Source organism: Halomonas caseinilytica, from assembly GCF_001662285.1.
GTDB classification, from domain to species: domain Bacteria; phylum Pseudomonadota; class Gammaproteobacteria; order Pseudomonadales; family Halomonadaceae; genus Halomonas; species Halomonas caseinilytica.
This window is the reverse complement of record NZ_BDEO01000011.1, coordinates 192,320-216,166: the sequence shown is the minus strand read 5'-3', so window position 1 is coordinate 216,166 and position 23,847 is coordinate 192,320. Positions and strand designations below refer to the sequence as shown.

At 63.5% G+C, this 23,847-nt stretch carries 22 protein-coding genes; 17 read left to right on the top strand and 5 right to left on the bottom strand.

The genetic code is table 11. The annotated features are described in order from the left end of the window. Nucleotides 1-4 precede the first annotated feature (4 nt). From trpB to HSDC_RS13130, 10 genes are all read left to right on the top strand, one after another. Nucleotides 5-1,219: a tryptophan synthase subunit beta gene (gene trpB / locus HSDC_RS13175; RefSeq protein WP_064700396.1), complete on the top strand. Its 1,215-nt coding sequence runs from the start codon at nucleotides 5-7 to the stop codon at nucleotides 1,217-1,219. Between the two features lie 9 nt (nucleotides 1,220-1,228). After that, nucleotides 1,229-2,032, top strand: a complete 804-nt coding sequence (gene trpA, locus HSDC_RS13170; protein WP_064700395.1) for a tryptophan synthase subunit alpha — start codon at nucleotides 1,229-1,231, stop codon at nucleotides 2,030-2,032. Nucleotides 2,033-2,110: 78 nt separating this feature from the next. Continuing rightward, nucleotides 2,111-3,142, top strand: a complete 1,032-nt coding sequence (accD, locus tag HSDC_RS13165) for an acetyl-CoA carboxylase, carboxyltransferase subunit beta (protein WP_064700394.1) — start codon at nucleotides 2,111-2,113, stop codon at nucleotides 3,140-3,142. 10 nt (nucleotides 3,143-3,152) lie between these two features. Further along, nucleotides 3,153-4,460: a bifunctional tetrahydrofolate synthase/dihydrofolate synthase gene (gene folC / locus HSDC_RS13160; protein WP_064700393.1), complete on the top strand. Its 1,308-nt coding sequence runs from the start codon at nucleotides 3,153-3,155 to the stop codon at nucleotides 4,458-4,460. Next, entirely contained in the window at nucleotides 4,457-5,140 is a 684-nt protein-coding gene (locus HSDC_RS13155) for an SPOR domain-containing protein (protein WP_064700392.1), read from the top strand. The genes folC and HSDC_RS13155 overlap by 4 nt, the downstream gene beginning before the upstream one ends. A gap of 5 nt (nucleotides 5,141-5,145) precedes the next feature. Then, nucleotides 5,146-5,724, top strand: coding sequence for a CvpA family protein (locus HSDC_RS13150; protein WP_064700391.1), 579 nt, complete (start codon nucleotides 5,146-5,148; stop codon nucleotides 5,722-5,724). A gap of 59 nt (nucleotides 5,725-5,783) precedes the next feature. After that, nucleotides 5,784-7,301, top strand: a complete 1,518-nt coding sequence (gene purF / locus HSDC_RS13145; RefSeq protein WP_064700390.1) for an amidophosphoribosyltransferase — start codon at nucleotides 5,784-5,786, stop codon at nucleotides 7,299-7,301. A gap of 9 nt (nucleotides 7,302-7,310) precedes the next feature. Then, nucleotides 7,311-8,537, top strand: a complete 1,227-nt coding sequence (locus tag HSDC_RS13140; protein WP_064700389.1) for an O-succinylhomoserine sulfhydrylase — start codon at nucleotides 7,311-7,313, stop codon at nucleotides 8,535-8,537. Between the two features lie 83 nt (nucleotides 8,538-8,620). After that, nucleotides 8,621-9,175 carry a cytochrome b gene (locus HSDC_RS13135; RefSeq protein WP_064700388.1) on the top strand — a complete coding sequence of 185 codons (555 nt, stop codon included), beginning with the start codon at nucleotides 8,621-8,623 and terminating at the stop codon, nucleotides 9,173-9,175. A gap of 49 nt (nucleotides 9,176-9,224) precedes the next feature. Beyond that, nucleotides 9,225-9,809, top strand: coding sequence for a YceI family protein (locus tag HSDC_RS13130; protein WP_064700511.1), 585 nt, complete (start codon nucleotides 9,225-9,227; stop codon nucleotides 9,807-9,809). A gap of 128 nt (nucleotides 9,810-9,937) precedes the next feature. Here the strand turns inward: HSDC_RS13130 and HSDC_RS13125 are convergent, their stop codons facing one another. Next, nucleotides 9,938-10,732, bottom strand: a complete 795-nt coding sequence (locus tag HSDC_RS13125) for a 2OG-Fe dioxygenase family protein (RefSeq protein WP_064700387.1) — start codon at nucleotides 10,730-10,732, stop codon at nucleotides 9,938-9,940. A 279-nt stretch (nucleotides 10,733-11,011) separates the two neighbouring features. Here HSDC_RS13125 and HSDC_RS13120 point away from each other — a divergent pair, with 279 nt between their 5' ends. The 3 genes from HSDC_RS13120 to HSDC_RS13110 all read left to right on the top strand — a co-directional run bounded on the left by HSDC_RS13120 (nucleotide 11,012) and on the right by HSDC_RS13110 (nucleotide 15,697). Beyond that, nucleotides 11,012-12,829 carry a putative bifunctional diguanylate cyclase/phosphodiesterase gene (locus tag HSDC_RS13120; protein WP_064700386.1) on the top strand — a complete coding sequence of 606 codons (1,818 nt, stop codon included), beginning with the start codon at nucleotides 11,012-11,014 and terminating at the stop codon, nucleotides 12,827-12,829. A gap of 129 nt (nucleotides 12,830-12,958) precedes the next feature. Next, complete coding sequence (locus HSDC_RS13115) at nucleotides 12,959-14,245, top strand: MATE family efflux transporter (protein ID WP_064700510.1); 1,287 nt, start codon at nucleotides 12,959-12,961, stop codon at nucleotides 14,243-14,245. 192 nt (nucleotides 14,246-14,437) lie between these two features. Further along, nucleotides 14,438-15,697, top strand: a complete 1,260-nt coding sequence (locus HSDC_RS13110) for a D-amino acid dehydrogenase (protein WP_064700385.1) — start codon at nucleotides 14,438-14,440, stop codon at nucleotides 15,695-15,697. A gap of 110 nt (nucleotides 15,698-15,807) precedes the next feature. Here the strand turns inward: HSDC_RS13110 and HSDC_RS13105 are convergent, their stop codons facing one another. From HSDC_RS13105 to phhA, 3 genes are all read right to left on the bottom strand, one after another. Next, nucleotides 15,808-16,995: an amino acid aminotransferase gene (locus HSDC_RS13105; RefSeq protein ID WP_064700384.1), complete on the bottom strand. Its 1,188-nt coding sequence runs from the start codon at nucleotides 16,993-16,995 to the stop codon at nucleotides 15,808-15,810. Beyond that, entirely contained in the window at nucleotides 16,996-17,334 is a 339-nt protein-coding gene (locus tag HSDC_RS13100; protein ID WP_064700383.1) for a 4a-hydroxytetrahydrobiopterin dehydratase, read from the bottom strand. 105 nt (nucleotides 17,335-17,439) lie between these two features. Continuing rightward, nucleotides 17,440-18,255 (bottom strand): phenylalanine 4-monooxygenase, encoded by an 816-nt coding sequence (phhA, locus tag HSDC_RS13095; RefSeq protein ID WP_073292155.1) that lies wholly within the window; start codon nucleotides 18,253-18,255, stop codon nucleotides 17,440-17,442. A 285-nt stretch (nucleotides 18,256-18,540) separates the two neighbouring features. Between phhA and HSDC_RS13090 the strand changes: the two genes are divergently transcribed. Both HSDC_RS13090 and HSDC_RS13085 read left to right on the top strand, forming a co-directional pair. Then, nucleotides 18,541-20,106, top strand: coding sequence for a sigma-54-dependent transcriptional regulator (locus HSDC_RS13090; RefSeq protein WP_064700382.1), 1,566 nt, complete (start codon nucleotides 18,541-18,543; stop codon nucleotides 20,104-20,106). Beyond that, entirely contained in the window at nucleotides 20,103-20,714 is a 612-nt protein-coding gene (locus HSDC_RS13085) for a hypothetical protein (RefSeq protein ID WP_064700381.1), read from the top strand. Before HSDC_RS13090 ends, HSDC_RS13085 begins: the two co-directional genes overlap by 4 nt. 22 nt (nucleotides 20,715-20,736) lie before the next feature. On the opposite strand, the gene cfa is transcribed toward HSDC_RS13085, so the two are convergent. After that, nucleotides 20,737-21,888 (bottom strand): cyclopropane fatty acyl phospholipid synthase, encoded by a 1,152-nt coding sequence (gene cfa / locus HSDC_RS13080; RefSeq protein ID WP_064700380.1) that lies wholly within the window; start codon nucleotides 21,886-21,888, stop codon nucleotides 20,737-20,739. Nucleotides 21,889-22,059: 171 nt separating this feature from the next. On the opposite strand from cfa, the gene HSDC_RS13075 reads away from it, so the two are divergent. Together HSDC_RS13075 and hppD are read left to right on the top strand one after the other, a co-directional pair. Next, nucleotides 22,060-22,368 (top strand): MTH1187 family thiamine-binding protein, encoded by a 309-nt coding sequence (locus HSDC_RS13075; RefSeq protein ID WP_064700379.1) that lies wholly within the window; start codon nucleotides 22,060-22,062, stop codon nucleotides 22,366-22,368. A gap of 255 nt (nucleotides 22,369-22,623) precedes the next feature. Continuing rightward, nucleotides 22,624-23,724, top strand: a complete 1,101-nt coding sequence (hppD, locus tag HSDC_RS13070) for a 4-hydroxyphenylpyruvate dioxygenase (protein WP_064700378.1) — start codon at nucleotides 22,624-22,626, stop codon at nucleotides 23,722-23,724. Nucleotides 23,725-23,847: the final 123 nt, after the last annotated feature.

The following is a 23,847-nucleotide window of genomic DNA, read 5'->3' as shown; positions in this document are numbered from 1 at the left end:
TTTCGTGAGCAAGTTCAGTGACCTGACCCGACTGCCGGACGACCGTGGCCACTTCGGCCCCTATGGTGGCCGGTTCGTTTCGGAGACCCTGAGCTTCGCCCTGGAGGATCTGGAGAAGACGTATCGACGTCTTCGCGAGGACCCGGATTTCCAGGCGGAATTCGACTATGACCTGGCCCACTACGTGGGGCGCCCGTCACCGCTCTATCATGCCGAGCGATGGTCGAAGCAGCTCGGTGGGGCGCAGATCTGGCTCAAGCGCGAGGACCTCAACCACACCGGCGCCCACAAGGTGAACAACACCATCGGCCAGGCGCTGCTCGCCAAGAAGAGCGGCAAGCCCAGGGTCATTGCCGAGACCGGCGCGGGACAGCATGGCGTGGCCACGGCCACCGTGGCCGCACGCCTGGGATTGGCGTGCGAGATCTACATGGGCGCCGAGGATGTCGAGCGCCAGAAGCTCAACGTCTATCGCATGCGCCTGCTGGGGGCCGAGGTCATTCCGGTGGAGTCCGGCACCCGCACCCTCAAGGACGCGATGAATGAGGCGCTGCGCGACTGGGTGACCAACGTCGATGATACCTTCTACATCATCGGCACCGTGGCGGGGCCGCATCCCTATCCGATGCTGGTGCGCGATTTCAACGCCGTGGTCGGCCGCGAGGCGCGTCGTCAGTCCCTGGAAGAGTTCGGTCGCCTGCCCGATGCCTTGATCGCCTGCGTCGGGGGAGGTTCCAATGCCATGGGGCTCTTCTATCCCTTTGCCGAGGATGACGACGTTGCCATGATCGGCGTGGAAGCCGGAGGCGATGGGCTGGCGACCGGCCGTCACGCGGCGCCGCTGGCGTCCGGCGCGCCGCGCGGGGTCCTGCATGGCAATCGCACCTACTTGATGTCCGACGAAGGCGGGCAGGTGTCCGACACTCACTCGGTCTCGGCGGGCCTGGATTATCCCGGTGTCGGGCCGGAGCACGCTTTCTGGAAGGATGTGGGGCGTGTCGAGTATGTCGCGGCCGATGACGCGGAGGTGCTCGAGGCCTTCCGCGAGTTGACTCATGTGGAAGGCATCATGCCGGCCCTGGAATCGGCCCACGCCCTGGCCCATGCCAAGCGGCTGGCGCCGACCATGCGACCCGACCAGCATATCGTGGTCAATCTCTCCGGACGTGGCGACAAGGACATCATGACCGTCGCCAAGCTCGACGGCATCGAATTCTGAGGCAGTCTGATGAACCGTATCGATCAACGTTTTGCCGATCTCAAGGCACAGGGCCGCCGCGCGCTGATTCCCTACATCACCGCGGGTGACCCCGCGCCGGCGCATACGGTGGACTTCATGCATGCCCTGGTGCGTGCCGGTGCCGATATCATCGAGCTGGGGGTGCCGTTTTCCGACCCGATGGCCGATGGCCCGGTGATCCAGAAGGCCTGCGAGCGCGCCTTGCGCCATGGCGTGCGCCTGGGGCATCTGTTCGAGATGGTCAGGGAATTTCGCCGTGACGACGCCGAGACGCCGGTGGTGCTGATGGGCTATCTCAATCCCGTGGAGCGGTTCGGCTTCGAGGCGTTCGCCGACCAGGCCAGCGAGGCCGGTGTCGATGGCGTGCTGCTCGTCGACATGCCGCCGGAAGAGGCGGATCTGCTGGGGCCGGTGCTCGAGTCGCGGGGCCTGTCCTCGATCTTCCTGGTGGCCCCTACCACTTCCCGCGCCCGGGCCGCTACAATATGCGCCCATGGCGAAGGGTATCTCTACTATGTTTCGCTCAAGGGCGTGACCGGCGGGGCCGCTGCCGATGCCGATGACATCGCGGCCCACCTGGCGCCGCTGCGCGAGATGACCGACCTGCCCCTGTGTGTGGGCTTCGGCATTCGTGACGGGGCTTCGGCCGCCGCCGTCGGACGTGTGGCCGACGGGGTGATCGTCGGCAGTGCCCTGGTCAGCCGCATCGCCGAAAACGCCGAACGACCCGAGGCGATTCCCGCCGCCCTGGAGGCGGTCCTGGGTGAGATGCGCCAGGCACTGGACGCCTAGCGGCAGCCTGGCCTGCCAACTGATTCGACTTGGCCCCCGCCATGCGGGGGCGACAGCACAAAGGGAAGCGATTCTGACATGAGCTGGCTAGACAAGATCGTGCCCTCGGTGGGGCGCATTCAGCGCAAGGAGCGGCGTACGAGCGTCCCCGACGGCCTGTGGCGAAAGTGCCCGAAGTGCGAGTCGGTGCTTTATCTGCCGGAACTCGAAAAGCACCACAACGTCTGCCCCAAGTGTGATCATCATCTGCGACTGACGGCACGCAAGCGGCTGGACTGGTTCCTCGACAAGGAGGGGCGCGAGGAAATCGCCGCCGACCTCGAACCCGTCGACCGTCTCAAGTTCCGTGACTCCAAGAAGTACAAGGATCGCCTCAGTGCGGCCCAGAAGGCCACCGGCGAGAAAGATGGCCTGGTGGCCATGCGGGGGACCCTGGAAGGGCTGCCGGTGGTGGCCGTGGCCTTCGAGTTCACCTTCATGGGTGGCTCGATGGGGGCCGTGGTGGGCGAGAAGTTCGTGCGTGCCGCAACCCAGGCCCTGGATGAAGGCATTCCGCTGGTGTGCTTCTCCGCTTCGGGCGGGGCGCGCATGCAGGAGGCGCTGTTCTCGCTGATGCAGATGGCCAAGACCTCTGCTGCCCTGGAGAAACTCAAGCAGGCCGGCGTGCCTTACATTTCGGTGCTGACCGATCCGGTGTTCGGCGGCGTATCGGCGTCATTGGCCATGCTCGGCGATCTCAATGTCGCCGAACCCAATGCGCTGATCGGCTTTGCCGGCCCCCGGGTCATCGAGCAGACGGTTCGCGAGCAGTTGCCCGAGGGCTTCCAGCGCAGCGAGTTTCTGCTCGAGCATGGTGCCGTGGACATGATCGTCCATCGCCAGGAGATCCGCGAGCGGCTTGGCGGCGTCTTGCGCAAGCTGACCCATCAACCGGCCAACGGGCCAGCGGTGACCGGGTCCGGCGAGCCGGATCTCGTCGATGCGGCGCAGCAAGCCGAGCCATCGCCTGAGGAGCCGGCGACGACCGAACCCGAGGCGCCGAGCGACGAGCGAGCCGGGACGGATAGCGAGGAAGCCGACGAGCCGCCACGCCGCGACGACAATCGTTGAGTTCGCAGACATGCGAGACGCTTCTCCTTCCCCGCTCGATGCCTGGCTGAGTCGACTGGAGGCAGCTCATCCGGTGGGTATCGACCTCGGCCTCGAGCGGGTGGCCGAGGTCGCTCGTCGCATGGGGTTGCTCGACGGCCCGGTGGCCGGACGCGTGATCACCGTGGCCGGCACCAATGGCAAGGGCTCCACCGTGGCCATGCTCGATGCGCTGGCCCGACACCATGGCCTGTCCGCGGCCACCTATACCTCTCCTCATCTACTGCGCTACAACGAGCGATTGTGTCTGGACGGCCACGAAGCCGATGATGCGACCCTGATCGCCGGCTTCGAGGCGGTGGAAGCCGCACGCCTCGATGGCGAGCCGATCAGCCTGACCTACTTCGAAGTCGGCACGCTGGGAGCGCTGCACGCCATCCGCGCTTTCTCCCCGGAGGTGGCGATCCTCGAGGTAGGGCTAGGCGGACGCCTCGATGCGGTCAATGTTCTCGATGCCGATGTGGCGGTGGTGACCACCATCGCCCGTGACCACGCGGCTTTTCTTGGCGACGATCTCGAAGGCATCGGCCGTGAGAAGGCGGGCATCATGCGTGCCGGGCGGCCCGCCGTGCTGGGCTCTTCCGATCTGCCGGCCAGTGTGCGCTCTACCGCCGAGGCGTTGTCGGCACCGGTGCATGCCCTGGGCACGGCCTACGGGGTCGAGCGGGAGGCGGCGTCGTGGCGCTGGTGGTGCGACATCGGACAAGCGCTGCGGGGGCTGCCCGATCCGGGACTGCCGCTGGATAATGCCGCCACCGCCCTGATGGCCTTGCAGCTGGCTGGTGTCGAGCTTGACGAGACTGCCAGCCGGCAGGCCCTGGGAAGCGTCGTGCTGCCTGGTCGGATGCAGTGGCGCGGAGCCTGGTGCCTGGATGTGGGGCATAATCCTCAAGCGGCGGCTTATGTGGCCGGCCGACTCGCCGAGCGCCCCGTTGCGGGACGAACCTTCGCGCTGCTCGGCATGCTGGGCGACAAGGATGCTGATGGGGTGATCGAAGCGCTGGCGCCGTCGATCGATGCCTGGGTGCCGGTGACCCTGGAGGGGGAGCGGGCACGCAGTGCCGACGAGCTGGCGACACGTCTCGAGGCGCTTGACCAGGAGGTCGTGCACTGCGACGTCTCGCCGGCCCAGGGGGCGGCCTGGCTGGAGGCGCATCTTGCGCCGCAGGATCGTGTGCTGGTCTGTGGCTCCTTCTTCACCGTTGGAGGCGTGCTGGCGGCCTGGGCGGCACGGGCGCAGACTGAAACGGATGACAGGCCGAGCGAGGGAATGACATGAAATACGGTATGCGCGAGCGGATCAGTGGTGCCTTGATTCTCATTGCCCTGGCGGTGATCTTCGTCCCCCTGCTGTTCGACGATCCGGCACCGCGCGAGGACCGTCCCGAACCCGTGCTGACCATCGAGCAACCGATCGAGGTCGAGCGTCGCGACCTCGAGGAGCCGGCGCCGCCGGAGAGCCTCGACGAAAGCGCCTCCGCGGAGACCGCGACCGAGGTGGATCAGGCGCCCGTGGAACGCGTGGTGACTGACGGCGACACCGCGAGTCAGGCGCCGGTGGCGAGCGAGGAGACCGAGGCGGCGGACGCTGATGAGGTGGCATCGAACCGCCAGACGACAAGCGACGATGAAGCCGCTGCCGACGACGAGCGTGCGGCGGCCGGCCAGCAAGAGGATCCCATTGCCGAGCTCGCCCGAGCCGCCGATGAGCGCCAGGCGGAGGCGACGCCGGGCGGTGACTGGGCGATTCAGGTTGGCAGCTTCGGGCAGTCCGGCAATGCCGAGCGCCTGCAGGCACGCCTGGAAGAACAGGGCTATCCCGCCTATCACCGTGCGCGCGACAATGACCTGACCACGGTTTACGTCGGCCCCTATGCCAGTTCGGAAGTGGCCGAAAACGTGATGGGCAAGCTCAAGGCCGGGCTCAATCTGCAAGGCCTGCTGGTGAGGACCGAGTGAACGGGATGGCGCTGACCTGGCTCGACTGGCTGTGCATTGGCGTACTGGCCGTGACCACTCTGACGGGGTTGTTCAGAGGGCTGATCCGCGAGGCTCTGGGGCTTGCCTCATGGATCGTCGCTCTGCTGGCGGCGCGTTGGCTGTCCGCACCGGTGGCCGATGTGTTCTCGGGCATGATCGAAAGCCCTGATGGCCGCCTGGTGCTGGCGTTCGTGCTGGTGGTCTTCGTGGTCATTCTGGCCTGCGGACTGATCATTCGCCTGATGCATGCGGCGGTGGAGTGGGTCGGCATGGGCCTGTTCAATCGTCTCGCCGGTGCCGCCTTCGGCTTGGCCAAGGGAGCGGCGGTGCTGGTGCTGGCGACCATCCTGATCGGCCTGACGCCGTTGTCACAGTTGCAGGCCTGGCAGCAGGCTGAGCTACGACCCGAGCTGGAGCGACTGCGGGCTTGGTCGGTAGGCCAGCTACTGGCCTGGGAAGACCGTCTGCCCGCTTCGGCATCGTCCCTGGAGGCGTTGTCCACGCCGGACGAGCCAACGACATCGCGGCAGGTGCAGGGAAGCGCGGAGCCGGATCCAGAATAGTGTGAATATCGGGATGGTGCGTTGCCATCCCTTCCTTACGGCAAGCGAGGTAAGCAGTAATGTGCGGGATCGTGGGCCTGATGGCCAAGCAGGCGGTGAACCAGGGGATCTATGATGCCCTGACGGTGCTGCAGCACCGCGGCCAGGATGCCGCCGGCATGATGACCTGGAATGAGGGTCGCTTCCTGCTGCGCAAGAGCAACGGTCTGGTCCGGGATGTCTTCCATACCCGTCACATGGCGCGTCTCAAGGGGAACCTGGGGATCGGCCATGTGCGTTATCCCACCGCCGGCTCCTCCAGCGAGGCGGAGTCCCAGCCGTTCTATGTCAACTCTCCCTTCGGCATCACCCTGGCCCACAATGGCAACCTGACGAATTCCGACCAGCTAAAGCAGGAGCTGTTCTCCTCCGACCTGCGTCACATCAATACCAGTTCCGATTCCGAGGTGCTGCTCAATGTCTTCGCCCATGAGCTGGGCAAGCAGGGGCTTCACCTGGCCCCGGGCGACATCTTCGATGCCGTGCGACGCGTGCATCGCCGGTGTCGTGGCGGCTATGCGGCCGTGTCGATCATCAATGGCGTCGGCATGGTGGCCTTCCGGGATCCCAACGGTATTCGTCCGGTGGTCTTCGGAACGCGCGACGAGGGGGAAGGCCAGGAAGTGATGATCGCTTCCGAGTCGGTGGCGCTGGATGTCGGCGGCTTCGAACTGCATCGCGATCTGGCGCCCGGCGAGGCGATGTTCGTCGACATGGACGGCAACATCCATACCCAGAGCTGCGCGGATCATCCGCGCCTGGCGCCGTGCATCTTCGAGCATGTCTACCTGGCGCGCCCCGACACCCTGCTCGATGGGGCTTACGTCTATGGCACGCGCATGCAGATGGGGCGCAAGCTGGGGGATCGCATCAAGAGCGAATGGCCGGATCACGACATCGACGTGGTCATCCCGATTCCCGATACGTCGCGGACCTCGGCCCTGGAACTGGCCCAGCACCTTGGCGTGACCTTCCGCGAAGGCTTCATGAAGAATCGCTACATCGGCCGAACCTTCATCATGCCGGGGCAGACCCAGCGCAAGAAGTCGGTGCGTCAGAAGCTCAATGCCATCGATATCGAGTTCAAGGGCAAGAACGTGCTGCTGGTGGATGATTCCATTGTACGGGGCACGACCTGTCGCCAGATCATCCAGATGGCCCGGGAGGCCGGTGCCCGCAAGGTCTATTTCGCCTCGGCGGCGCCGCCGGTTCGCTATCCCAATGTCTATGGCATCGACATGCCGGCGGCCAGCGAATTGATCGCCCATGGCCGTAGCGAAGTCGAGGTCGGTGAGCTGATCGGCGCGGACCGGATGGTCTATCAGGATCTGGATGACCTGAAGGCAGCGTGTCGCGAAGTGAACCCGGCTCTGGACGAATTCGACTGTTCGGTGTTCGATGGGCACTACATCACCGGCGACATCGACGAAGCCTACCTGGCCGAGCTGGAGGCGATGCGCAACGACGAAGCCAAGCTGTCGAGTGCCGGCGACCATGCGCTGGTCGGCATGCATAATCAGGAAGACGACATCGACTGAGGGGGTGCCATGCACGATGACGACCAGGTCGGCGAGGACTGGGGGCTGTCCACCCTGGCAGTGCGTGCCGGTCACCGGCGGACTGCCGAGCAGGAACACAGCGAGCCCATCTTTCCGACGTCCAGCTTCGTCTACGGCAGTGCGGCGGAGGCGGCACGCAAGTTCGGTGGCGAGGAGCCGGGCAATATCTACTCCCGCTTCACCAATCCCACGGTGCATACTTTCGAGCGTCGCCTGGCCGCGCTGGAGGGCGGAGAGCGCTGCGTGGCCACGGCTTCGGGCATGTCGGCGATTCTCTCCACGGCGCTGGCGCTGCTGTCCGCCGGCGACGAGATCGTCGCCTCCCGTTCCCTGTTCGGCTCCACGGTCAGCCTGTTCGACAAGTATCTGGGCAAGCTGGGCATCACGACCCGGTATGTCGAGCTGTCGAATCTCGAAGACTGGGAAGCGGCGCTGACGCCGGCGACCAAACTGCTGTTCGCTGAGACGCCTTCCAACCCGCTGTCCGAAGTGGTCGATATCGGCGCCTTGGCCGAGATTGCCCACCGGCATGACGCCTGGCTCGCCATCGACAACTGCTTTCTGACGCCGGCACTGCAGCGTCCGTTGGCACTGGGCGCGGATCTGGTGATTCACTCCGCGACCAAGTATCTCGATGGACAGGGCAGGGCGGTCGGCGGTGCCGTCGTCGGCCCCGACAAGCTCCTCGAGGAGGTCTTCGGCGTGGTGCGTACCTGTGGTCCGTGTCTCAGCCCCTTCAACGCCTGGATCTTCACCAAGGGACTCGAGACGCTCAGCTTGCGCATGCGGGCGCATTGCGCCAATGCCCAGGCGCTGGCCGAATGGCTGGAGGCGCATCCGGCGGTGGAGCGGGTCCATTACAGTGGGTTGACTTCCCATGCGCAGCATGAGCTGGCGGCGCGTCAGCAAGGGGCGTTCGGTGCCGTGCTCGGTTTCGAGGTACGAGGCGGGCGCGAAGGCGCCTGGTCGGTGATCGATGCCACCCGATTGTTGTCGATCACCGGCAACCTCGGCGATGCCAAGAGCACCATCACCCATCCCGGCACCACGACCCATGGACGCCTGTCGGAAGCACAGAAGGCATCGGCCGGCATCAGCGAGGGATTGATCCGCGTGGCTGTCGGCCTCGAGGACCTCGAGGACATTCGTGTTGACCTGGCGCGTGGTCTGGATGCCTTGGCAGGTGCCTGTACGTCGAATGGTTTTTCCGAATGAAGCGTTCGGCTATTTTCAGCGGACCGGATGATCGGCGCAACGTATAGTGACGCCCATGTCATGACGTTTCGGGAAGATCGCGCATGTGGGGTAACACGCGTTTTGGTTGGGGGCTCGTCAGTATCCTGTTGCACTGGCTCAGCGCGCTGGTCATCGTCGGCCTCTTCGTGCTGGGCTGGTGGATGACCGGGCTGGGCTATTACGATAGCTGGTATAACCTGGCGCCCTGGTGGCACCGCAGCGTGGGCATGCTGCTGCTGTTCGCGACCCTGGGCCGGCTGGTCTGGCGCCTGCTGCAGCCCACGCCGGTTGCTCGGGGACATCGGCTGGAGCGTTTCGCCGCCCATGTCGGGCACATTCTGCTCTATTGCCTCATGCTGCTCGTGCTGGTGAGTGGTTATCTGATCTCCACCGCCGAGGGCGACGGGATCGATGTCTTCGGCTGGTTCCGGGTGCCGGCACTGGTCAGCGGGTTGCCCGATCAGGCGACGCTGGCGGGGACGATCCACTGGTATGCGGCCTGGGCGTTGATCGTGCTGGCGGCTGGCCATGCCCTGGCAGCCTTCAAGCATCATCTGATCGATCATCACGATGTTCTCGTGCGCATGTTGCTGCCGCGCTACACGCGCCGCCACTGACCGAGGGTGGTGGACGCATTGCATCATCCAACCACAAGGAGAGGACATGATGTTCAAGAAGACTGTGCTGAGCGCCGCCCTGGCCACCGCCACGCTGGTGCCTTTCGCCCAAGCTCAAGCTGCCGACTACACCATCGATACCGAGGGCCAGCATGCCTTCGTGCAATTCAAGATCAGCCATCTGGGCTTTTCCTACATCCTCGGTTCCTTCGAGGAGTTCTCAGGGGGCTTCAGCTATGATCCCGAGAATCCCGATGCTTCCTCGGCGAACGTCGAGGTGGACGTGACCAGCTTGACCACCAATCACGCCGAGCGTGACAAGCACATCAAGAGCGAGGACTTCCTCGACGCTGGGGAGTACCCCACGGCCACCTTCACCTCCACCGGCTTCGAGCCCACCGGCGAGAACGAGGGTGTGCTGACCGGCGACCTGACACTGCATGGGGAAACCAACGAGATCGAGATGCCGGTCACGCTGCTCGGCGAGGGCGAAGATCCCTGGGGCAACTATCGTGCCGGTTTCGAGGGCACTACTACCCTGACGCTTGCCGATTACGGCATCGACATGTCGAGCTTCCCCGAGCCGATGCATGAGCTCGAGCTTTATGTGACCTTCGAGGGAATTCGCCAGTGACGTTGCTCGAATGATGCCGGTGCAGGACGCTGCAAGGCGATCAAGACAGCGATGAAGAACGCGACACCCCCGGCACAGGCCGGGGGTGTCGCGTTTCAGGCGGCAGTCACCGCCTCCGGAACACGAGCTTATGAGGCTTCATTGAGCACGGCGTCCGGGAAATGACGCCGCAGGACCCGGTTCTGGAAAGGATCCACGAACCGGCTGTTGATGATGATGATGAAGCGCTCGAAGGGCTCCTCGGCATTCTGCTGCGTGATGGCGTCCACGCTGTGGTAGAGCCGGTCGTCACGCAGGTGCAGAATGTCGCCCGGATCGAGTGTCGCGTCGGCCACCGGCCGGGTACCGGCCTTGTCGGCATAGAGGTGATTGTCGGCACCGGTCACGTTGTGGCGGCTGACCACCATGATGCTCAAGGCCTGGCATCCGTCGGCATGGATGCCCTGGCCCTGGAGAGGGTCGACCTGCCCCTTGCCCCTGACGCCCGTGATCTGCATCAGGATCGGCTCGTTGGCCTGAAGCTTCCAGAGCCGCGCCCAGGCGCGCACGAAGGCCTTGACATCGGGGCGCTGCAGGAAGGTCTCCGTCAAGGGGGCATAGTAGCGCAGCCGGTCGGCCATGCTTTCGGCATCATTGAAGGCGCCTCCCTGTGCCATGGGGCAGTGCCCCATGTCCTGAACCTCACCATTCCCGTCCAGGGCCAGCCACGACATGCGCTTCCAGCGTTGATTGACGTAAGGGTCTCTCGGCAGATCCGCCGTGAAGGATTGCCAGGCGGGCAGATCGAGGCGGTCCCGCAGGCTGGTCATCGCCCAGTCCTGCTCCGCCAGTTGCGCCGTGACCTCGGGCGACCAGTAGTCGCCGAGGGAGTCCGACGGCATGGTGGTGCTATCAAATCCATACTTGAGTGTGTCGAGTTTCATGGAATGACTCCTTTCCTGAGAGTGTGACTTTTCGGATCGTTGCCGGAGAACACCGGGCAACAGTAAGGAAAGGAGGAGAGATGTAACTCAATGTCAAAGTCTCGAAGCCATGGAATGGCACCGAAATCAATGAGGCATGCCGTCAGGAGCGGAACGATCGTATTCGTGGCGCTTGAACTCGTGCGGCATCAATGACAGTTTTCATCATGCTTGGTCATGGATGACGTATGAGAAATCTCATACCCTTGTCGGCTACTTCCTACAACAATGAGGGTGGACATGGTCGGTCGCGCTTCGCGTCTACGACAGTGGTTGCGTCGCATCGGAGTGAGACGTCGTGGGAAGCCACCGAACTATACTTGCCCGACGCCGACGGACGACGTGGAGCGGGTCAGGCGTCAGTACCAGGAGAGCGAACAGCGCTTCCGGGCGCTGCTCGAGAGTCTCCCCAAGGTTGCGGTGCAGGGTTATGACCGGGATCGTCGCGTCATCTACTGGAACGAGGCCAGCACGACGCTTTATGGCTACACGGCCGAAGAGGCAAGCGGCAGGCGACTCGAGGACCTGATCATTCCCGACGAGATGCGCGAGGACATGATCGAGGCGCATCGTGCCTGGATCCAGGAAGGGAAGGAGATTCCGGCCGAAGAGCTCGAACTCAGGCATCATAGCGGGGAACGGGTACCAGTGTTCTCCCACCATGTGATGCTTGGTGAGCATACCGAGTCTCCGCTGATGTTCTGTATCGATGTCGATCTGTCCGATCAGAAGCGCGCACGTCGCGACCTGGCCTTCGTCACGCATTTCGATGCCTTGACCCATCTGCCCAATCGGCATGCTTTCGAAACCGAGCTGGAAGAGGTGCTGGAAAACTGCCTTCAGCGACAAGCCGGCCTGACGGTGATCTATCTCGATGTCGACCGTTTCTCCGAGATCAATGATGCCATGGGCTATGAACAGGGCGATCGTCTGCTGGTCGAGCTGGCCCGGCGGCTGGGACAGGAACAGCGATTGGCCGATCTGATGTCCCGTGCGGCAAGTGATGAGTTCGTGATGGCCTTTCCCGGGGTGGATCAGCAAGAGGATATCAGCCGCCTGGTCGGCAAGGTGCAGCAGACGCTGCGCCGACCCTTCGTGATGGAGGAGGGGGAGCGTCGGATCACCGCAGCGATGGGAGTCAGTCTGTTTCCCGATAATGGCCTGAGTGCCCGGGAGTTGATCCGCAATGCCGACGTCGCCAAGAATCGCGCCAAGCTGGATGGACCGGGCGGGCTGCAATTCTTCCAGCAGCATCACCATGATGAGCTGGTCCGCGAGCAGCGGATGGTCGAACAGCTTGAGCTGGCCATCGAGCATCGGGAACTGAGCCTGCATTACCAGCCCCAGGTTTCCGTGGTCAGCGGTCGTATCGAGAATCTCGAAGCCTTGCTGCGCTGGCAGCCACGCGATTCTTCCTCCTTTGTCCCGCCGGGAGAGTTCATCTCGCTGGCCGAGCGGTCGGGGTTGATCCATCGGCTCGGCGATTGGGTGATGGAGGAAGTGTGTCGACAACAGGCCGCATGGCGCAGAGCAGGGTTTTCGACCTCGCGAGTCGATATCAACCTCTCGGGGCGCCAGATGCTGCGGCCCGACACCTTGGCGCGCTTCGAGGCATGCCTGGAACGATATGGCCTGACGCCGCAGGATATCGGAATCGAGTTGACCGAGAATGTGCTCATCGAAGCCGCTCCCCTGGTGCTGGAAGACCTGAGGCGCCTGTATCATCGCGGGGTGCGCATTGCCATTGACGATTTCGGGACCGGCTATTCTTCGCTGAGCTATCTCAAGCACTTTCCCGTCACGGCCCTCAAGGTCGATCGCGCCTTCATGCGCGATGCGCCCAAGCAGCCCGAGGACCGCGCCATCATGGAAGCCGCCATCTTCATCGGCCATCGCCTGGGGCTTGAGGTCGTGGCCGAAGGCGTCGAGAGTGCGGAGCAGCTCTCCCTGATACGCGAGATGCGCTGCGATCTGGCCCAGGGATATTTCTTCTATCGCCCCATGCCGGCGCCCGATATCCAGGTATTGCTGGGCGGTACGGCGGGGTGGTCGAGGTAAGCCCCGCGCTGGTCTGCGAGATGGCGTAGAATGGGGGCTTATCGTGCACTATCCGGAGTCATCGTGAGTCATACCGATACGACCCCTGCGCCGTCGCTGGGCGTGACGCTGTGGCGCCAGACCTGGCCGATGGCCATTGGCGTGTTGTCTCTGCTCGGCTTTCAACTGGTCGACAGTGCCTTCATTGCGCGGCTGGGAACGGCACCGCTGGCGGCGCAGTCCTTCACCTTTCCGCTGAGCTTTCTGATCATCGGCGTTCAAGTGGGAATGGGCATCGCCATTGCCGCCTTGATATCGCGAGCCCTGGGCGCGGGCGAGCAGGCCAGGGCAAAACGCCTGGGCAGTCTGGTACTGCTGAGCGGTACCGGCGTGATCGCACTGCTGGTGCTGTTGCTGTGGTGGCTGCAGGCGCCTATCTTCCTGCGTCTGGGGGCAGCGCCCGAATCGCTGGGATTGATTCGCTCCTATTGGACCCCCCAGTTGCTGTCCGCCTGGCTGGGGGCCTGCCTGTATTTCGGTTACAGCCTGTTCCGGGCCCATGGCAACACGCGTCTGCCGGGCGTGTTGATGGTTGTGACCAGCCTGGTCAACCTGGCGCTCGATCCCCTGTTGATCTTCGGTGCCGGCCCCTGGCCCGGCCTGGGGCTGCCCGGTGCTGCCATTGCCACGGTGCTGGCCTTCGCCCTGGGACTGATGATACTGGGCTGGCGACTGGCGGGCCTCGACTGGTTGTCGTGGCAAGGGCTCGTGGACGAATGGCGTCTCTCGCTTCGTCCCTTTGCGGGCATTGCCGGCCCCGCGATGATCAGCCAGTTGATGCCTCCCCTGGCGGCGATGCTTGCCATTTCGGCGGTAGCGAGCCTGGGAGAGGCCCAAGTCGCAGCCTGGGGCCTGGCCAATCGCCTGGAAACGGTATCCTTGATGGTGGTGCTGGCCATGACGATGTCGCTGCCACCCTGGCTGGGGCGCTGCTATGGCGCTGGGGACTGGGCGCAGATACATCGTCTGCTGCGACTGGCGCTGCGGGTTGTCGTGGTCTGGCAATTGGCACTGGGGCTGATCCTGGCGGTGGCCGCGCCCTGGGTGGCGCAGGCGTTGTCGGGCAATCCCGAGGTGCGTGGAGACCTGGCAATGCTGGTACGCTTCATGCTGCCGAGCTATGCGGCCCTGGGGGTCTGCATGCTGGTGGTGTCCGCCGGCAATGCCTTGGGTTGGCCTCTGCGCGCCATGTTGATGTCCGCGGCGCGGTTGTTCGTTTTCTATCTGCCTTGCCTGTGGATCGGGACCTGGCTGGCTGGTCTGACGGGGCTGGCGGCCGGCGCGGCCCTGGGGAATCTGCTGGCCGGTCTGGCAGCCTGGGGACTGTTGCGTCGTGTGCTTTCCAGTCCACGTCGCATGGCGGCGGTATCATCATAGTGTTTTGTTCTGTTTTTGTTGTTTTCTATAGGATTTTAAAAATATTTGGAAATATAATTTGAATTTTATATCTGATTATTATCCATAAAACAGAATAAACATCTATCTTGTAATCCTTATACTGCTTTCCCGAGGCGCCGGGCGGGTGCCGATGGCCTGCTGGCAGCGACCACAAGCACAAGAGGGGAAAGCATGAAGGTAATGATTCTGGGAAGTGGCGTCGTGGGCGTCACCAGCGCTTATTATCTGGCACGCCAGGGCCATGAGGTAACGGTGGTGGACCGTCAACCGTCGCCGGCCATGGAGACCAGTTATGGCAATGCCGGCCAGGTATCCTTCGGTTTTTCCTCTCCCTGGGCGGCGCCTGGCATCCCGCAGAAGGCCGTGAAGTGGATGTTCCAGGAACACGCGCCGCTCAAGATCCAGCCAAGAATGGACCCGACCATGGCGCGCTTCATGCTGCAGATGTTCGGCAACTGCAATGCCGAACGCTATGCGGTGAACAAGGAGCGCATGGTGCGTATCGCCGAACATAGCCGGGCCTGCATCGATGCCCTGCGTGCGGAGACGGGCATCCGCTACGAGGATCGTCAGCGGGGCCTGCTGCAACTGTTCCGCCACGAGAGCCAGGTCGAGGCGGTGGCCAAGGACATGCAGGTGCTCGCCCAGTGCGGCGTGCGCCACGATCTGCTCGATGCCGAAGCGATCAAGGCGGTGGAACCCGCGTTGGCCCGGGTGCCCGGGAAGTTCGTCGGCGGCCTGCACCTGCCCGATGATCAGACCGGGGATTGCCACCTATTTACCAATCGGTTGGCCGACTATTGCCGTGAGCAACTCGGCGTGGATTTCCGCTTCAATGTCGAGGTCCAGCGCCTCAAGCGTGGCGGAAGCGGCATTGAAAGTGTGGTGACCAGCGCCGGCGAATGGACCGCTGATGCCTATGTGGTCTGTTTGGGCAGCTATTCGCCCTTTCTCGTCAAGGACCTCGATATTCGCCTGCCGATCTATCCCGTCAAGGGCTACAGCCTGACCGTGCCCGTCGTCGATGACGGCGGCGCGCCGCAATCCACGGTGATGGACGAGACCTTCAAGGTGGCGATTTCTCGCTTCGATGACCGCATTCGCGTCGGCGGCACCGCGGAGCTGGCGTCCTATGACCTGAGCCTGCTGGAGAAGCGTCGTGCGACCATCGGCATGGTGGTGCGCGATGTCTTCCCAGAAGGGGGGGATGTGGCCAGGGCGGAGTTCTGGGCCGGTCTTCGTCCGATGACGCCGGATTCCACGCCGATCATCGGCGCAACCCGACATGACAACCTGTGGCTGAACACCGGCCACGGTACCCTGGGTTGGACCATGAGCTGCGGCAGTGCCCAGTTGCTGGCCGACCTGATCGACGGGCGTGATACCGCCATCGATCCCGCAGGCCTGGACGTATCGCGCTACGCGGCATGAAGGTGTCATGAGCCGGCATCGAAAAGGCCCCGTCGGACATGCCGGCGGGGCCTTTCGGTTGCCTGCCCGGCCATGCTGCCGGGCAGAGGCCTGGGGAGGCCTCGGCGAACTCAGTTGACGGCGGCGATCGCCTTGGCGAGATAGGGCAGGTTCTCCTGGGAGAAGCCGGCGACGTTGGCACGGCCGGAACGCACCATGTAGATGCCGAACTCATCGCGCAGGCGATCCACCTGTTCCGGCGTCAGGCCGGTATAGGAGAACATGCCGCGCTGCTCGGCGACGCAGGCATACTTCTGATCCAGGCCATAGGGCTTCAAGGCCTCGACGAAGTCGCGACGCAGGGTATTGATGCGGTCGCGCATTTCGGTGAGTTCCTCGCGCCAGATGGCGGCGAGCTCGGCCGAATGAAGAATCTCGGCGACGATGGCGCCGCCGTGGGCCGGCGGGTTGGAATAGTTCTCGCGGGCCACGATGGCGACCTGCGAGCGCACGTTTTCCATCTGCTCATTGTCCTTGGCGACCATGATCAGGCAGCCGGTCCGCTCGCAGTAGATGCCGAAGTTCTTCGAGCAGGAGCTGGTGATGATCACCTCATCGAGGTTCTCGGCCAGCAGGCGCGGGCCATAGGCATCCTCGTCGAGACCTTCGCCGAAGCCCTGGTAGGCGAAGTCGACCAGCGGCAGCAGATTGCGCTGCTTGACCACTTCCAGGACTTGTCCCCACTGTTCGCGGGAGAGATCGAAGCCGGTCGGGTTGTGGCAGCAGGCGTGAAGCAGCACCACGTCACCTTCGGGAATCTCCTTGAGGGCGGCGAGCATGCCGTCGAAGTCGAGCCGGTTCTCGGCATCCACGTAGGGATACTTCTTCAGGGTGAGGCCCGCAGCCGGGAAGATGCCGAGGTGGTTCGGCCAGGTCGGGTCGCTGACCCAGATGTCCTTGCCGGGCAACTGGGTGGCGATGAAGTCCGCCGCCAGGCGCAGGGCGCCGGTACCGCCGGGCGATTGGGTGGCGCTGGCGCGACCGGCCTCGAGCACCGGCGAGCCTTCACCGAGCACCAGGGGCAGTACCGCCTGGCCGTAGCGTGGATCGCCGTGGGAACCGATGTAGGTCTTGGTGGACTCGTTCTTGAGCAGCAGGGCCTCGGCATCCTTGACCGCGCGCATCACCGGGGTGTTGCCCTGAGCGTCACGATAGACGCCGACGCCGAGATCGACCTTCTGGGGATTGGTGTCCTTCTTGAAGGCCTCGATGAGCCCGAGGATGGCATCCCCGGGGACCCGCTCAATTTGCTCGAACATTTACTTCGCTACCTCGTCGGTTCTGGCGGCAAGAATGAAATCGTTCTTGTGCAGGCCCTTCATCTCGTGGGACCACCAGGTCACGGTGACCTTGCCCCATTCGGTCAGCAGCGCCGGGTGATGCCCCGCCTGCTCGGCGATTTCGCCAACCTCGTTGGTAAACGCCAGGGCCTGACGAAAGTTGCGGAACTTGAAGATCCGCTCCAGTTGCATGATGCCATCGCGCTCGACGATCTGCCACTCGGGGATGTCGCGACGGTATTGCTCGATTTCGCTCTCGGTGACGTGAGGGGCGTCCCAACTGCACGCCTCGCACTGCTGTTCGGAAAGCTCGCTCATGATGACTCCTCGTCGTTGGGTCTTCCTGGAATGTCTGGGGATGCCAGGGCGTAGACTCAAGGGCACTGGCGCGTTCAGGCACCGACGGCTTCGGTGACTGTGGGGTCAGGCGGAAAGTGACTTGGGCGGAAAGCGCGGCTCGAAGAGCCCCTGCGCCATGGCGTCGTGGACCATGCCCATGATGTCGCGTTCCGATAGTTCATGCAGGGTTTCCAGGCTGTCCAGTACATAGTAGAGCGGCTGGAGAATATCGATGCGATAGGGAGTGCGCAGGGCATCCATGGGGTCGAAGGGAGCATGAACCGGCGTGTCGGACAGCGCATGCAGGGTCTCCTTGGGCGAGGAGATGATGCCGCCGCCATAGATGCGCCGTCCTGCGGCGGTATCGACCAGGCCGAATTCCACGGTCATCCAGTACAGTCGTGCCAGATAGACCCGCTCCTTCGGTGCCGCCTCCAGGCCCAGCCGGCCATAGGTGGCGGTGAATTCGGCGAAGGCCGGGTTGGTGAGCATCGGGCAGTGGCCGAAGATCTCGTGGAAGATGTCCGGTTCTTGGAGGTAGTCCATTTCTTCCGGGGCGCGGATGAAGGTCGCGACCGGGAAGCGTCGGGCGGCCAGCAGTTCGAAGAAGGTGTCGAAGGGGATCAGGGCCGGTACCTGGGCGGTTTCCCAGCCGGTGGCGGCCTTGAGAACGTGATCGACATCAGCGAGCTGGGGCACATGGTCGAGCGGAAGCGCCAGACGTTCGAGGCCATCCAGATATTCCTGGCATACGCGTCCTTCGATCAGCGCGAGCTGTCGCTCCATGAGAGTCTGCCAGGTGGCATTCTCGCGCGCCGACCAGGCAATGTGCCCGTCGTCATCCGGCATGTGGACCCGATAGCCGGTCTTGCTGGTGATCTGGTCGTCTCGTGCCTTCATGGGATCTCCCGCGGTGGATTGAGGTTGTTATGTGCCTGAGGGATATCCTTGAGCCTAGGCGCTGCGGTGCGGGGATGGCAGGGCCATGCCGCATCGACGGGTGGTTCGTCGAGAGCGGAAGCGTAAGGGAAACGTTACAGTTGTTGGCACCCACGGCCACTCTGGCGAGGTGAAGCGGGATGAGGCGCGTTGTGGCAGGGCAGGTGTCACGTTATCTTGACACTCGAGTCACGTCGACCTGACACGTAATGTCGCGTCGCCCGTTTTCCGATCGAAGAGACCTCCATGCGCTTGAGATTTCATTGCCAGAACCGGATCGGTATCCTGCGCGATATCGTTGCCCACTTTGCTGATTATGGGCTCAACGTCGCCCATGGTGAGGTCGGCGGAGAGCACGGCAATGCCATCTACCTGCATGTGCCCAACCTGCTCAATGCCCAACTGGCCACCTTGAGACCCGAACTGGAGCAGGTGCCAGGGGTGTTCGGGGTGCGCCGCGTCAGCCTGATGCCCAGCGAGCGTCGCCATCTCGAGCTCGACGCGCTGCTGTCGTCGCTTTCCGATCCCGTGATGTCCATCGATATGGAAGGCCATCTGGTGGCCGCCAATCGCGCGGCCGGCCAGCTGCTCGGCGTGCGTGTCGATGAAGTGCCGGGGCTGTCGCTGGACCGGTATCTGCCCGATCTGGACCTGCCGGCGCTGATTCGGCGCAACAATGCCCGGGTCAACGGGCTGCGTATCCGCTTGCACGAGGCCACCTATCTTGCCGACATCGCGCCGCTGCATCGCGAGAACCTGGAAGACGTGGCCTCGCTGGCCGGCGCCGTGGTGACCCTGCATCGCGCCGATCGCATCGGCGAGCGCATCTATCAGGTGCAGCGCCAGGAACTGCGGGGGTTCGAATCGCTGTTCCAGTCGAGCCCCCGGCTCGAAGCCTTGATCCGCGAGGCGCGGCGCATGGCACCGCTGGATGCGCCGCTGTTGATCCAGGGCGAGACGGGCACCGGCAAGGAACTGCTGGCGCGGGCCTGCCATCTGGCCAGTGCGCGGGGGCAAGCCCCCTTCATGGCGCTGAACTGTGCCGGCTTGCCGGAATCCATGGCCGAGACCGAACTGTTCGGCTATGCACCGGGGGCCTTCGAGGGGGCTCGCCCGGAGGGCAAGCTCGGCCTGCTGGAGCTGACCGCCGGCGGTACCATCTTTCTTGACGAGGTGGGCGAGACCAGCCCGCGCATGCAGGTCAAGCTGCTACGCTTCCTGCAGGATGGCGGTTTCCGGCGGGTCGGCAGCGACGAGGAGACCTACCTGGATGTGCGAGTGATCTGCGCCACCCAGCAGGATCTTCCCAGCCTCTGCAGTGCGGGACGGTTTCGTCAGGATCTCTATCATCGCCTCAACGTGCTCACCCTGACGGTGCCGCCGCTGCGCGATTGCCTGGATGGCATCGAGGCGTTGGCCGGGCACTTCGTCGATCGTGCTGCGCGACAGATCGGCTGCCCGTTGCCGACCCTGTCGCCGGCCGCCGTGGCCAGGCTCTGTGCCTATCATTGGCCAGGCAATGTGCGTCAGCTGGAGAATGTGCTTTTCCAGGCTGTCTCGCTGTGCGAGGGCGGGACCATCGAGCCCGGTCAGTTGCGTCTTCCCGACGTCGGCCAGGCTCCGGGCCTGTCCGGCATCGATCTGGATGGTTCGCTGGCCGATATCCTCGGCGAGGTCGAGCGCCGGGTGCTGGCTACGCTCTATCCGCAGAATCCATCGAGCCGCCAACTGGCGAAACGCCTCGGCGTCTCGCACACCACCATTGCCAACAAGCTCAAGCGACACGGCATCGGTGGAGGAGAGGAGGCATGAAGGCCGGTTTTTCCGGGCGTCTGCCCTTGTGGTTGAAGGTGGCGTTCACGCTATGGATCCTGTTCTGGGCACCGGCCGTGGCCCTCAAGGTCGGCATTCAGAATTATCTGTGGCTGTGCAACCTGGCCAATTTCCTGCTGCTGATAGGCCTTTGGGCGGAGAGTCGCCTGATCATCTCGATGCAGTGGCTGGCCACTGCCCTGGTGGGCAGCCTCTGGGCACTGGATGCAGGCGTTGCCTGGGTGTCCGGATGGCATCCCATCGGTGGCACCGAATACATGTTCGACGCCAATACGCCCCTGGGAGTAAGGTTGCTGTCGCTCTACCACTTGATTCTGCCGCTGGTCGCCGGTGCCGGCGTCGCCCGCCTGGGGTATGCTCCCAGGGCGTTGGTCTGGCAGACCGCATTGACCTGGGTGGCGGTACCGGCCGCCTTCCTGCTGACTGAGCCCTGGCGCAACGTCAACTGGGTGCATGGCCCGTTCGGGACGCCGCAAGGCCTGCTCGACCCCGTCGTCTACTTGATCGGTCTGATGCTGGCCTGGCCACTACTGCTGTATCTCCCCGTCCACCTGGCGACCCGTTTATGGCAGCGGCGTCGCCTGTGACCGTCGTTATGAGACGGTGGGATCAGCGAGGCGCGTCGTAGCGACCGTCCCGACGATGCGAATAGACGACTTGCCAGAGCTGCAGGTCCCGAGCCCGGAAGGCGCCGGCACAGACCGAGAGGTAATAGCGGAACATTCGACGGGTCCGCTCGTTGTAGCGATCGGCGATCTCGTGCCAGTGGGCATCGAAGTTGGCCAGCCAGGCCATCAGGGTACGGTCGTAGTCGGCGCCGAAGTTCTGCCAGTCCTCCATCAACAGCTTGCCCTCGCTGGCGTCGGCGATGTGCTTGATCGACGGCAGGACGCCGTTGGGAAAGATGTAGCGGTTGATCCAGGGGTCGGCGCCGATATCCGACTTGTTGGAGCCGATGGTGTGAAGAACGAAGAGACCATCTTTCGCCAGCAGGCGTTGCACCGTATCGAAGTAGGTGGCGTAGTTGCGGTGGCCGACGTGTTCGAACATGCCGATGGAAACGATGCGGTCGAAGGACCCTTCCAGGTCGCGGTAGTCCTCGAGGAGGATCTCGACCGGTAGTCCCTGGCAACGCTGCCGGGCCAGTTCGGCCTGCTCGCGGGAGATGGTGATGCCGGTGACTTCGACGCCGTAATGGCGTGCAGCGTGCTCGGCGAAGCTGCCCCAGCCGCAGCCGATGTCCAGCACGCGCATGCCGGGGTGCAGGTCCAGCTTGCGGCAGGCGAGGTCGAGCTTGGCGACCTGGGCCTCGTGCAGGTTTTTCGCGTCTTTCCAGTAGCCGCAGGAATAGCACATGGTTTCATCGAGCATGCGCTGGAAGAGGTCGTTGCCGAGGTCATAGTGCGCCTCGCCGACGATATAGGCTCTGGCACGGCTCTGCAGGTTCATGACGCCCGACAGCAGGCGATATTTCCAGCGTTCCGAGCGTGACTTGGCATGCTCGCCCAGCCCGTGGCGCAGCATCAGGTGTGCCATCTCGTCGATGCGCTCGCACTCCCACCAGCCATCCATGTATGCCTCTCCCAAGCCCAGGGTGCCCTGGCGGAGGACGCGCGAGAAGAAATCGGGGTGGTAGACCTGAATGTCCTGGGGTGAACTACCGTTCAGGGTGACGCCGGAGCCGTCCAGCAGCTTCTCGACGGTGTGGCGAGCCCGGGAGTCGGGCAGGGCGACGGGGCCAAGGTGCGGTTCGCTGGTCATGGAAGTCCTCCTGGTCCTTCAGACGCGAATGGGAGAGTGTAGCGGGCCGGGATGTGGCATGTTGGATCAGGTGCGGGTCCTTCAGGACTCCTGTTATAAATACTGAGCGTAGACCAGGCCCAATTGTTCTTGGTAATCAACCCTTTTGACATTCTGCATGAAGGAGTACGGATGAATGTGATCATCGATATCTGTGTGGTGCCCATCGGGGTCGGCGTTTCGGTGTCCGCCCATGTTGCGGCCTGCCAGGATGTCATCCGCGAGGCGGGGCTCGAGCATCGCATGCACGCTTACGGCACCAATGTCGAGGGCCCTTGGGACGACGTGATGGCCGCGGTCAAGCGTTGCCATGAGGTCGTCCATGACATGGGGGCGCCGCGCATCACCACGACAATGAAGATTAGCACGCGAACGGATCGTGTGCAGCACATGGACGACAAGGTCTCGAGTGTGGTCGAGCGACTCGGCGACAAGGCATGATGGCGTCATTGGTGTCAGCCTGATGTGACGCAGTGTAAGGATATCGTTACACGGAGGGAGGGCTGAGCGGGGCGGAGACGGTGCTGTCACGCAGTCTTTACACCAGGGAGCGGTCGATGCCGGTCGATACCGATCGATGCCGGTGATTCGGGCATTCCGGGGTCACGAGGGGAGCACTAGGCTGGAGGCATCTCAGGGCCGAGTGCCCGGTAGACAGCAGCGACCGATACAACCACAACCGACATCGGAGGATGCATGAACGCTCCCGCCAAGACGCCCCGGACCATCAGCGAAACCAATCCCATCGGTACCGATGGCTTCGAATTCGTCGAGTATACCGCTCCCACCGAGGAAGGTATCGAGGCCCTGCGCGCCCTGTTCCTGACCCTTGGCTTCACCGAAACCCGTCGTCATCGCTCCAAGGCGGTGAGCCTGTTCCAGCAGGAGAACATCAATTTCGTGCTGAACGCCGAGCCCGGTAGTCATGCCGCTGCATTCGCGGCCAAGCATGGTCCTTCGGCCTGCGCCATGGCCTGGCGTGTCGCCGATGCCAAGCTGGCCTTCGAGCACGCTGTCGAGGCTGGCGCCAAGGCTGTGGAAACGCCGGTTGGCCCTGGCGAGGTGGGCATTCCCGCCGTCGAGGGGATCGGTGGCTCCCTGCTGTACTTCGTCGACCACAAGGTGGACGGCGAGGGGCGCACTATCTATGACATCGATTTCGAGCCGATTCCGGGAACGAGCCCGCAGGACAACAGCGCCGGCCTGCAGGTCCTGGATCACCTGACCCACAATGTCGATCGAGGCCAGATGAATGTCTGGGCCGACTTCTATACACGCCTGGCCAACTTTCGCGAGATCCGCTACTTCGATATCGAAGGCAAGAAGACCGGCCTGCACTCCCGGGCGATGACGGCGCCCTGCGGCAAGATGCACATTCCGATCAACGAGTCCGCCGACGATACCTCCCAGATCGCCGAATTCCTGCGCGAGTACAATGGCGAGGGCATTCAGCACCTGGCCATGGCCACCGATGACATCTATGCCACGGTGCGCGCGCTCAAGGCCAATGGCATCACCTTCATGACCACCCCGGACACCTACTACGAAAAGGTCGATGCCAGGGTGCCCAACCATGAGGAGAACCTCGAGGAACTGCGTGAGCTGAATCTGCTGGTGGATGGCGGTCCCGAGCAGGGCGTGTTGCTGCAGATATTTACCGAGACCGTGATCGGACCGATCTTCTTCGAGATCATCCAGCGCAAGGGCAACGATGGCTTCGGCGAAGGTAACTTCAAGGCCTTGTTCGAATCCATCGAGGAAGACCAGATTCGTCGTGGCGTGCTCAAGGACGACTGAGCCGTGACGTTCGCCCCCGCCACCTCCTGGCGGGGGCGGGCACGAGGCGCCTGACGAGAACAATCTACCGCCTCTCTGCCCAATCACGACAAAATCCGTCACAATATCGTCGCTGCAATCTGC

Bases quoted from the DNA above. Each gene is read 5' to 3' on its own strand.
- trpA (WP_064700395.1), top strand. From the start codon at position 1,229: ATGAACCGTATCGATCAACGTTTTGCCGATCTCAAGGCACAGGGCCGC.
- accD (WP_064700394.1), top strand. From the start codon at position 2,111: ATGAGCTGGCTAGACAAGATCGTGCCCTCGGTGGGGCGCATTCAGCGC.
- folC (WP_064700393.1), top strand. From the start codon at position 3,153: ATGCGAGACGCTTCTCCTTCCCCGCTCGATGCCTGGCTGAGTCGACTG.
- HSDC_RS13155 (WP_064700392.1), top strand. From the start codon at position 4,457: ATGAAATACGGTATGCGCGAGCGGATCAGTGGTGCCTTGATTCTCATT.
- HSDC_RS13150 (WP_064700391.1), top strand. From the start codon at position 5,146: ATGGCGCTGACCTGGCTCGACTGGCTGTGCATTGGCGTACTGGCCGTG.
- purF (WP_064700390.1), top strand. From the start codon at position 5,784: ATGTGCGGGATCGTGGGCCTGATGGCCAAGCAGGCGGTGAACCAGGGG.
- HSDC_RS13140 (WP_064700389.1), top strand. From the start codon at position 7,311: ATGCACGATGACGACCAGGTCGGCGAGGACTGGGGGCTGTCCACCCTG.
- HSDC_RS13135 (WP_064700388.1), top strand. From the start codon at position 8,621: ATGTGGGGTAACACGCGTTTTGGTTGGGGGCTCGTCAGTATCCTGTTG.
- HSDC_RS13130 (WP_064700511.1), top strand. From the start codon at position 9,225: ATGTTCAAGAAGACTGTGCTGAGCGCCGCCCTGGCCACCGCCACGCTG.
- HSDC_RS13125 (WP_064700387.1), bottom strand. From the start codon at position 10,732: ATGAAACTCGACACACTCAAGTATGGATTTGATAGCACCACCATGCCG.
- HSDC_RS13120 (WP_064700386.1), top strand. From the start codon at position 11,012: ATGGTCGGTCGCGCTTCGCGTCTACGACAGTGGTTGCGTCGCATCGGA.
- HSDC_RS13115 (WP_064700510.1), top strand. From the start codon at position 12,959: ATGGCCATTGGCGTGTTGTCTCTGCTCGGCTTTCAACTGGTCGACAGT.
- HSDC_RS13110 (WP_064700385.1), top strand. From the start codon at position 14,438: ATGAAGGTAATGATTCTGGGAAGTGGCGTCGTGGGCGTCACCAGCGCT.
- HSDC_RS13105 (WP_064700384.1), bottom strand. From the start codon at position 16,995: ATGTTCGAGCAAATTGAGCGGGTCCCCGGGGATGCCATCCTCGGGCTC.
- HSDC_RS13100 (WP_064700383.1), bottom strand. From the start codon at position 17,334: ATGAGCGAGCTTTCCGAACAGCAGTGCGAGGCGTGCAGTTGGGACGCC.
- phhA (WP_073292155.1), bottom strand. From the start codon at position 18,255: ATGAAGGCACGAGACGACCAGATCACCAGCAAGACCGGCTATCGGGTC.
- HSDC_RS13090 (WP_064700382.1), top strand. From the start codon at position 18,541: ATGCGCTTGAGATTTCATTGCCAGAACCGGATCGGTATCCTGCGCGAT.
- HSDC_RS13085 (WP_064700381.1), top strand. From the start codon at position 20,103: ATGAAGGCCGGTTTTTCCGGGCGTCTGCCCTTGTGGTTGAAGGTGGCG.
- cfa (WP_064700380.1), bottom strand. From the start codon at position 21,888: ATGACCAGCGAACCGCACCTTGGCCCCGTCGCCCTGCCCGACTCCCGG.
- HSDC_RS13075 (WP_064700379.1), top strand. From the start codon at position 22,060: ATGAATGTGATCATCGATATCTGTGTGGTGCCCATCGGGGTCGGCGTT.
- hppD (WP_064700378.1), top strand. From the start codon at position 22,624: ATGAACGCTCCCGCCAAGACGCCCCGGACCATCAGCGAAACCAATCCC.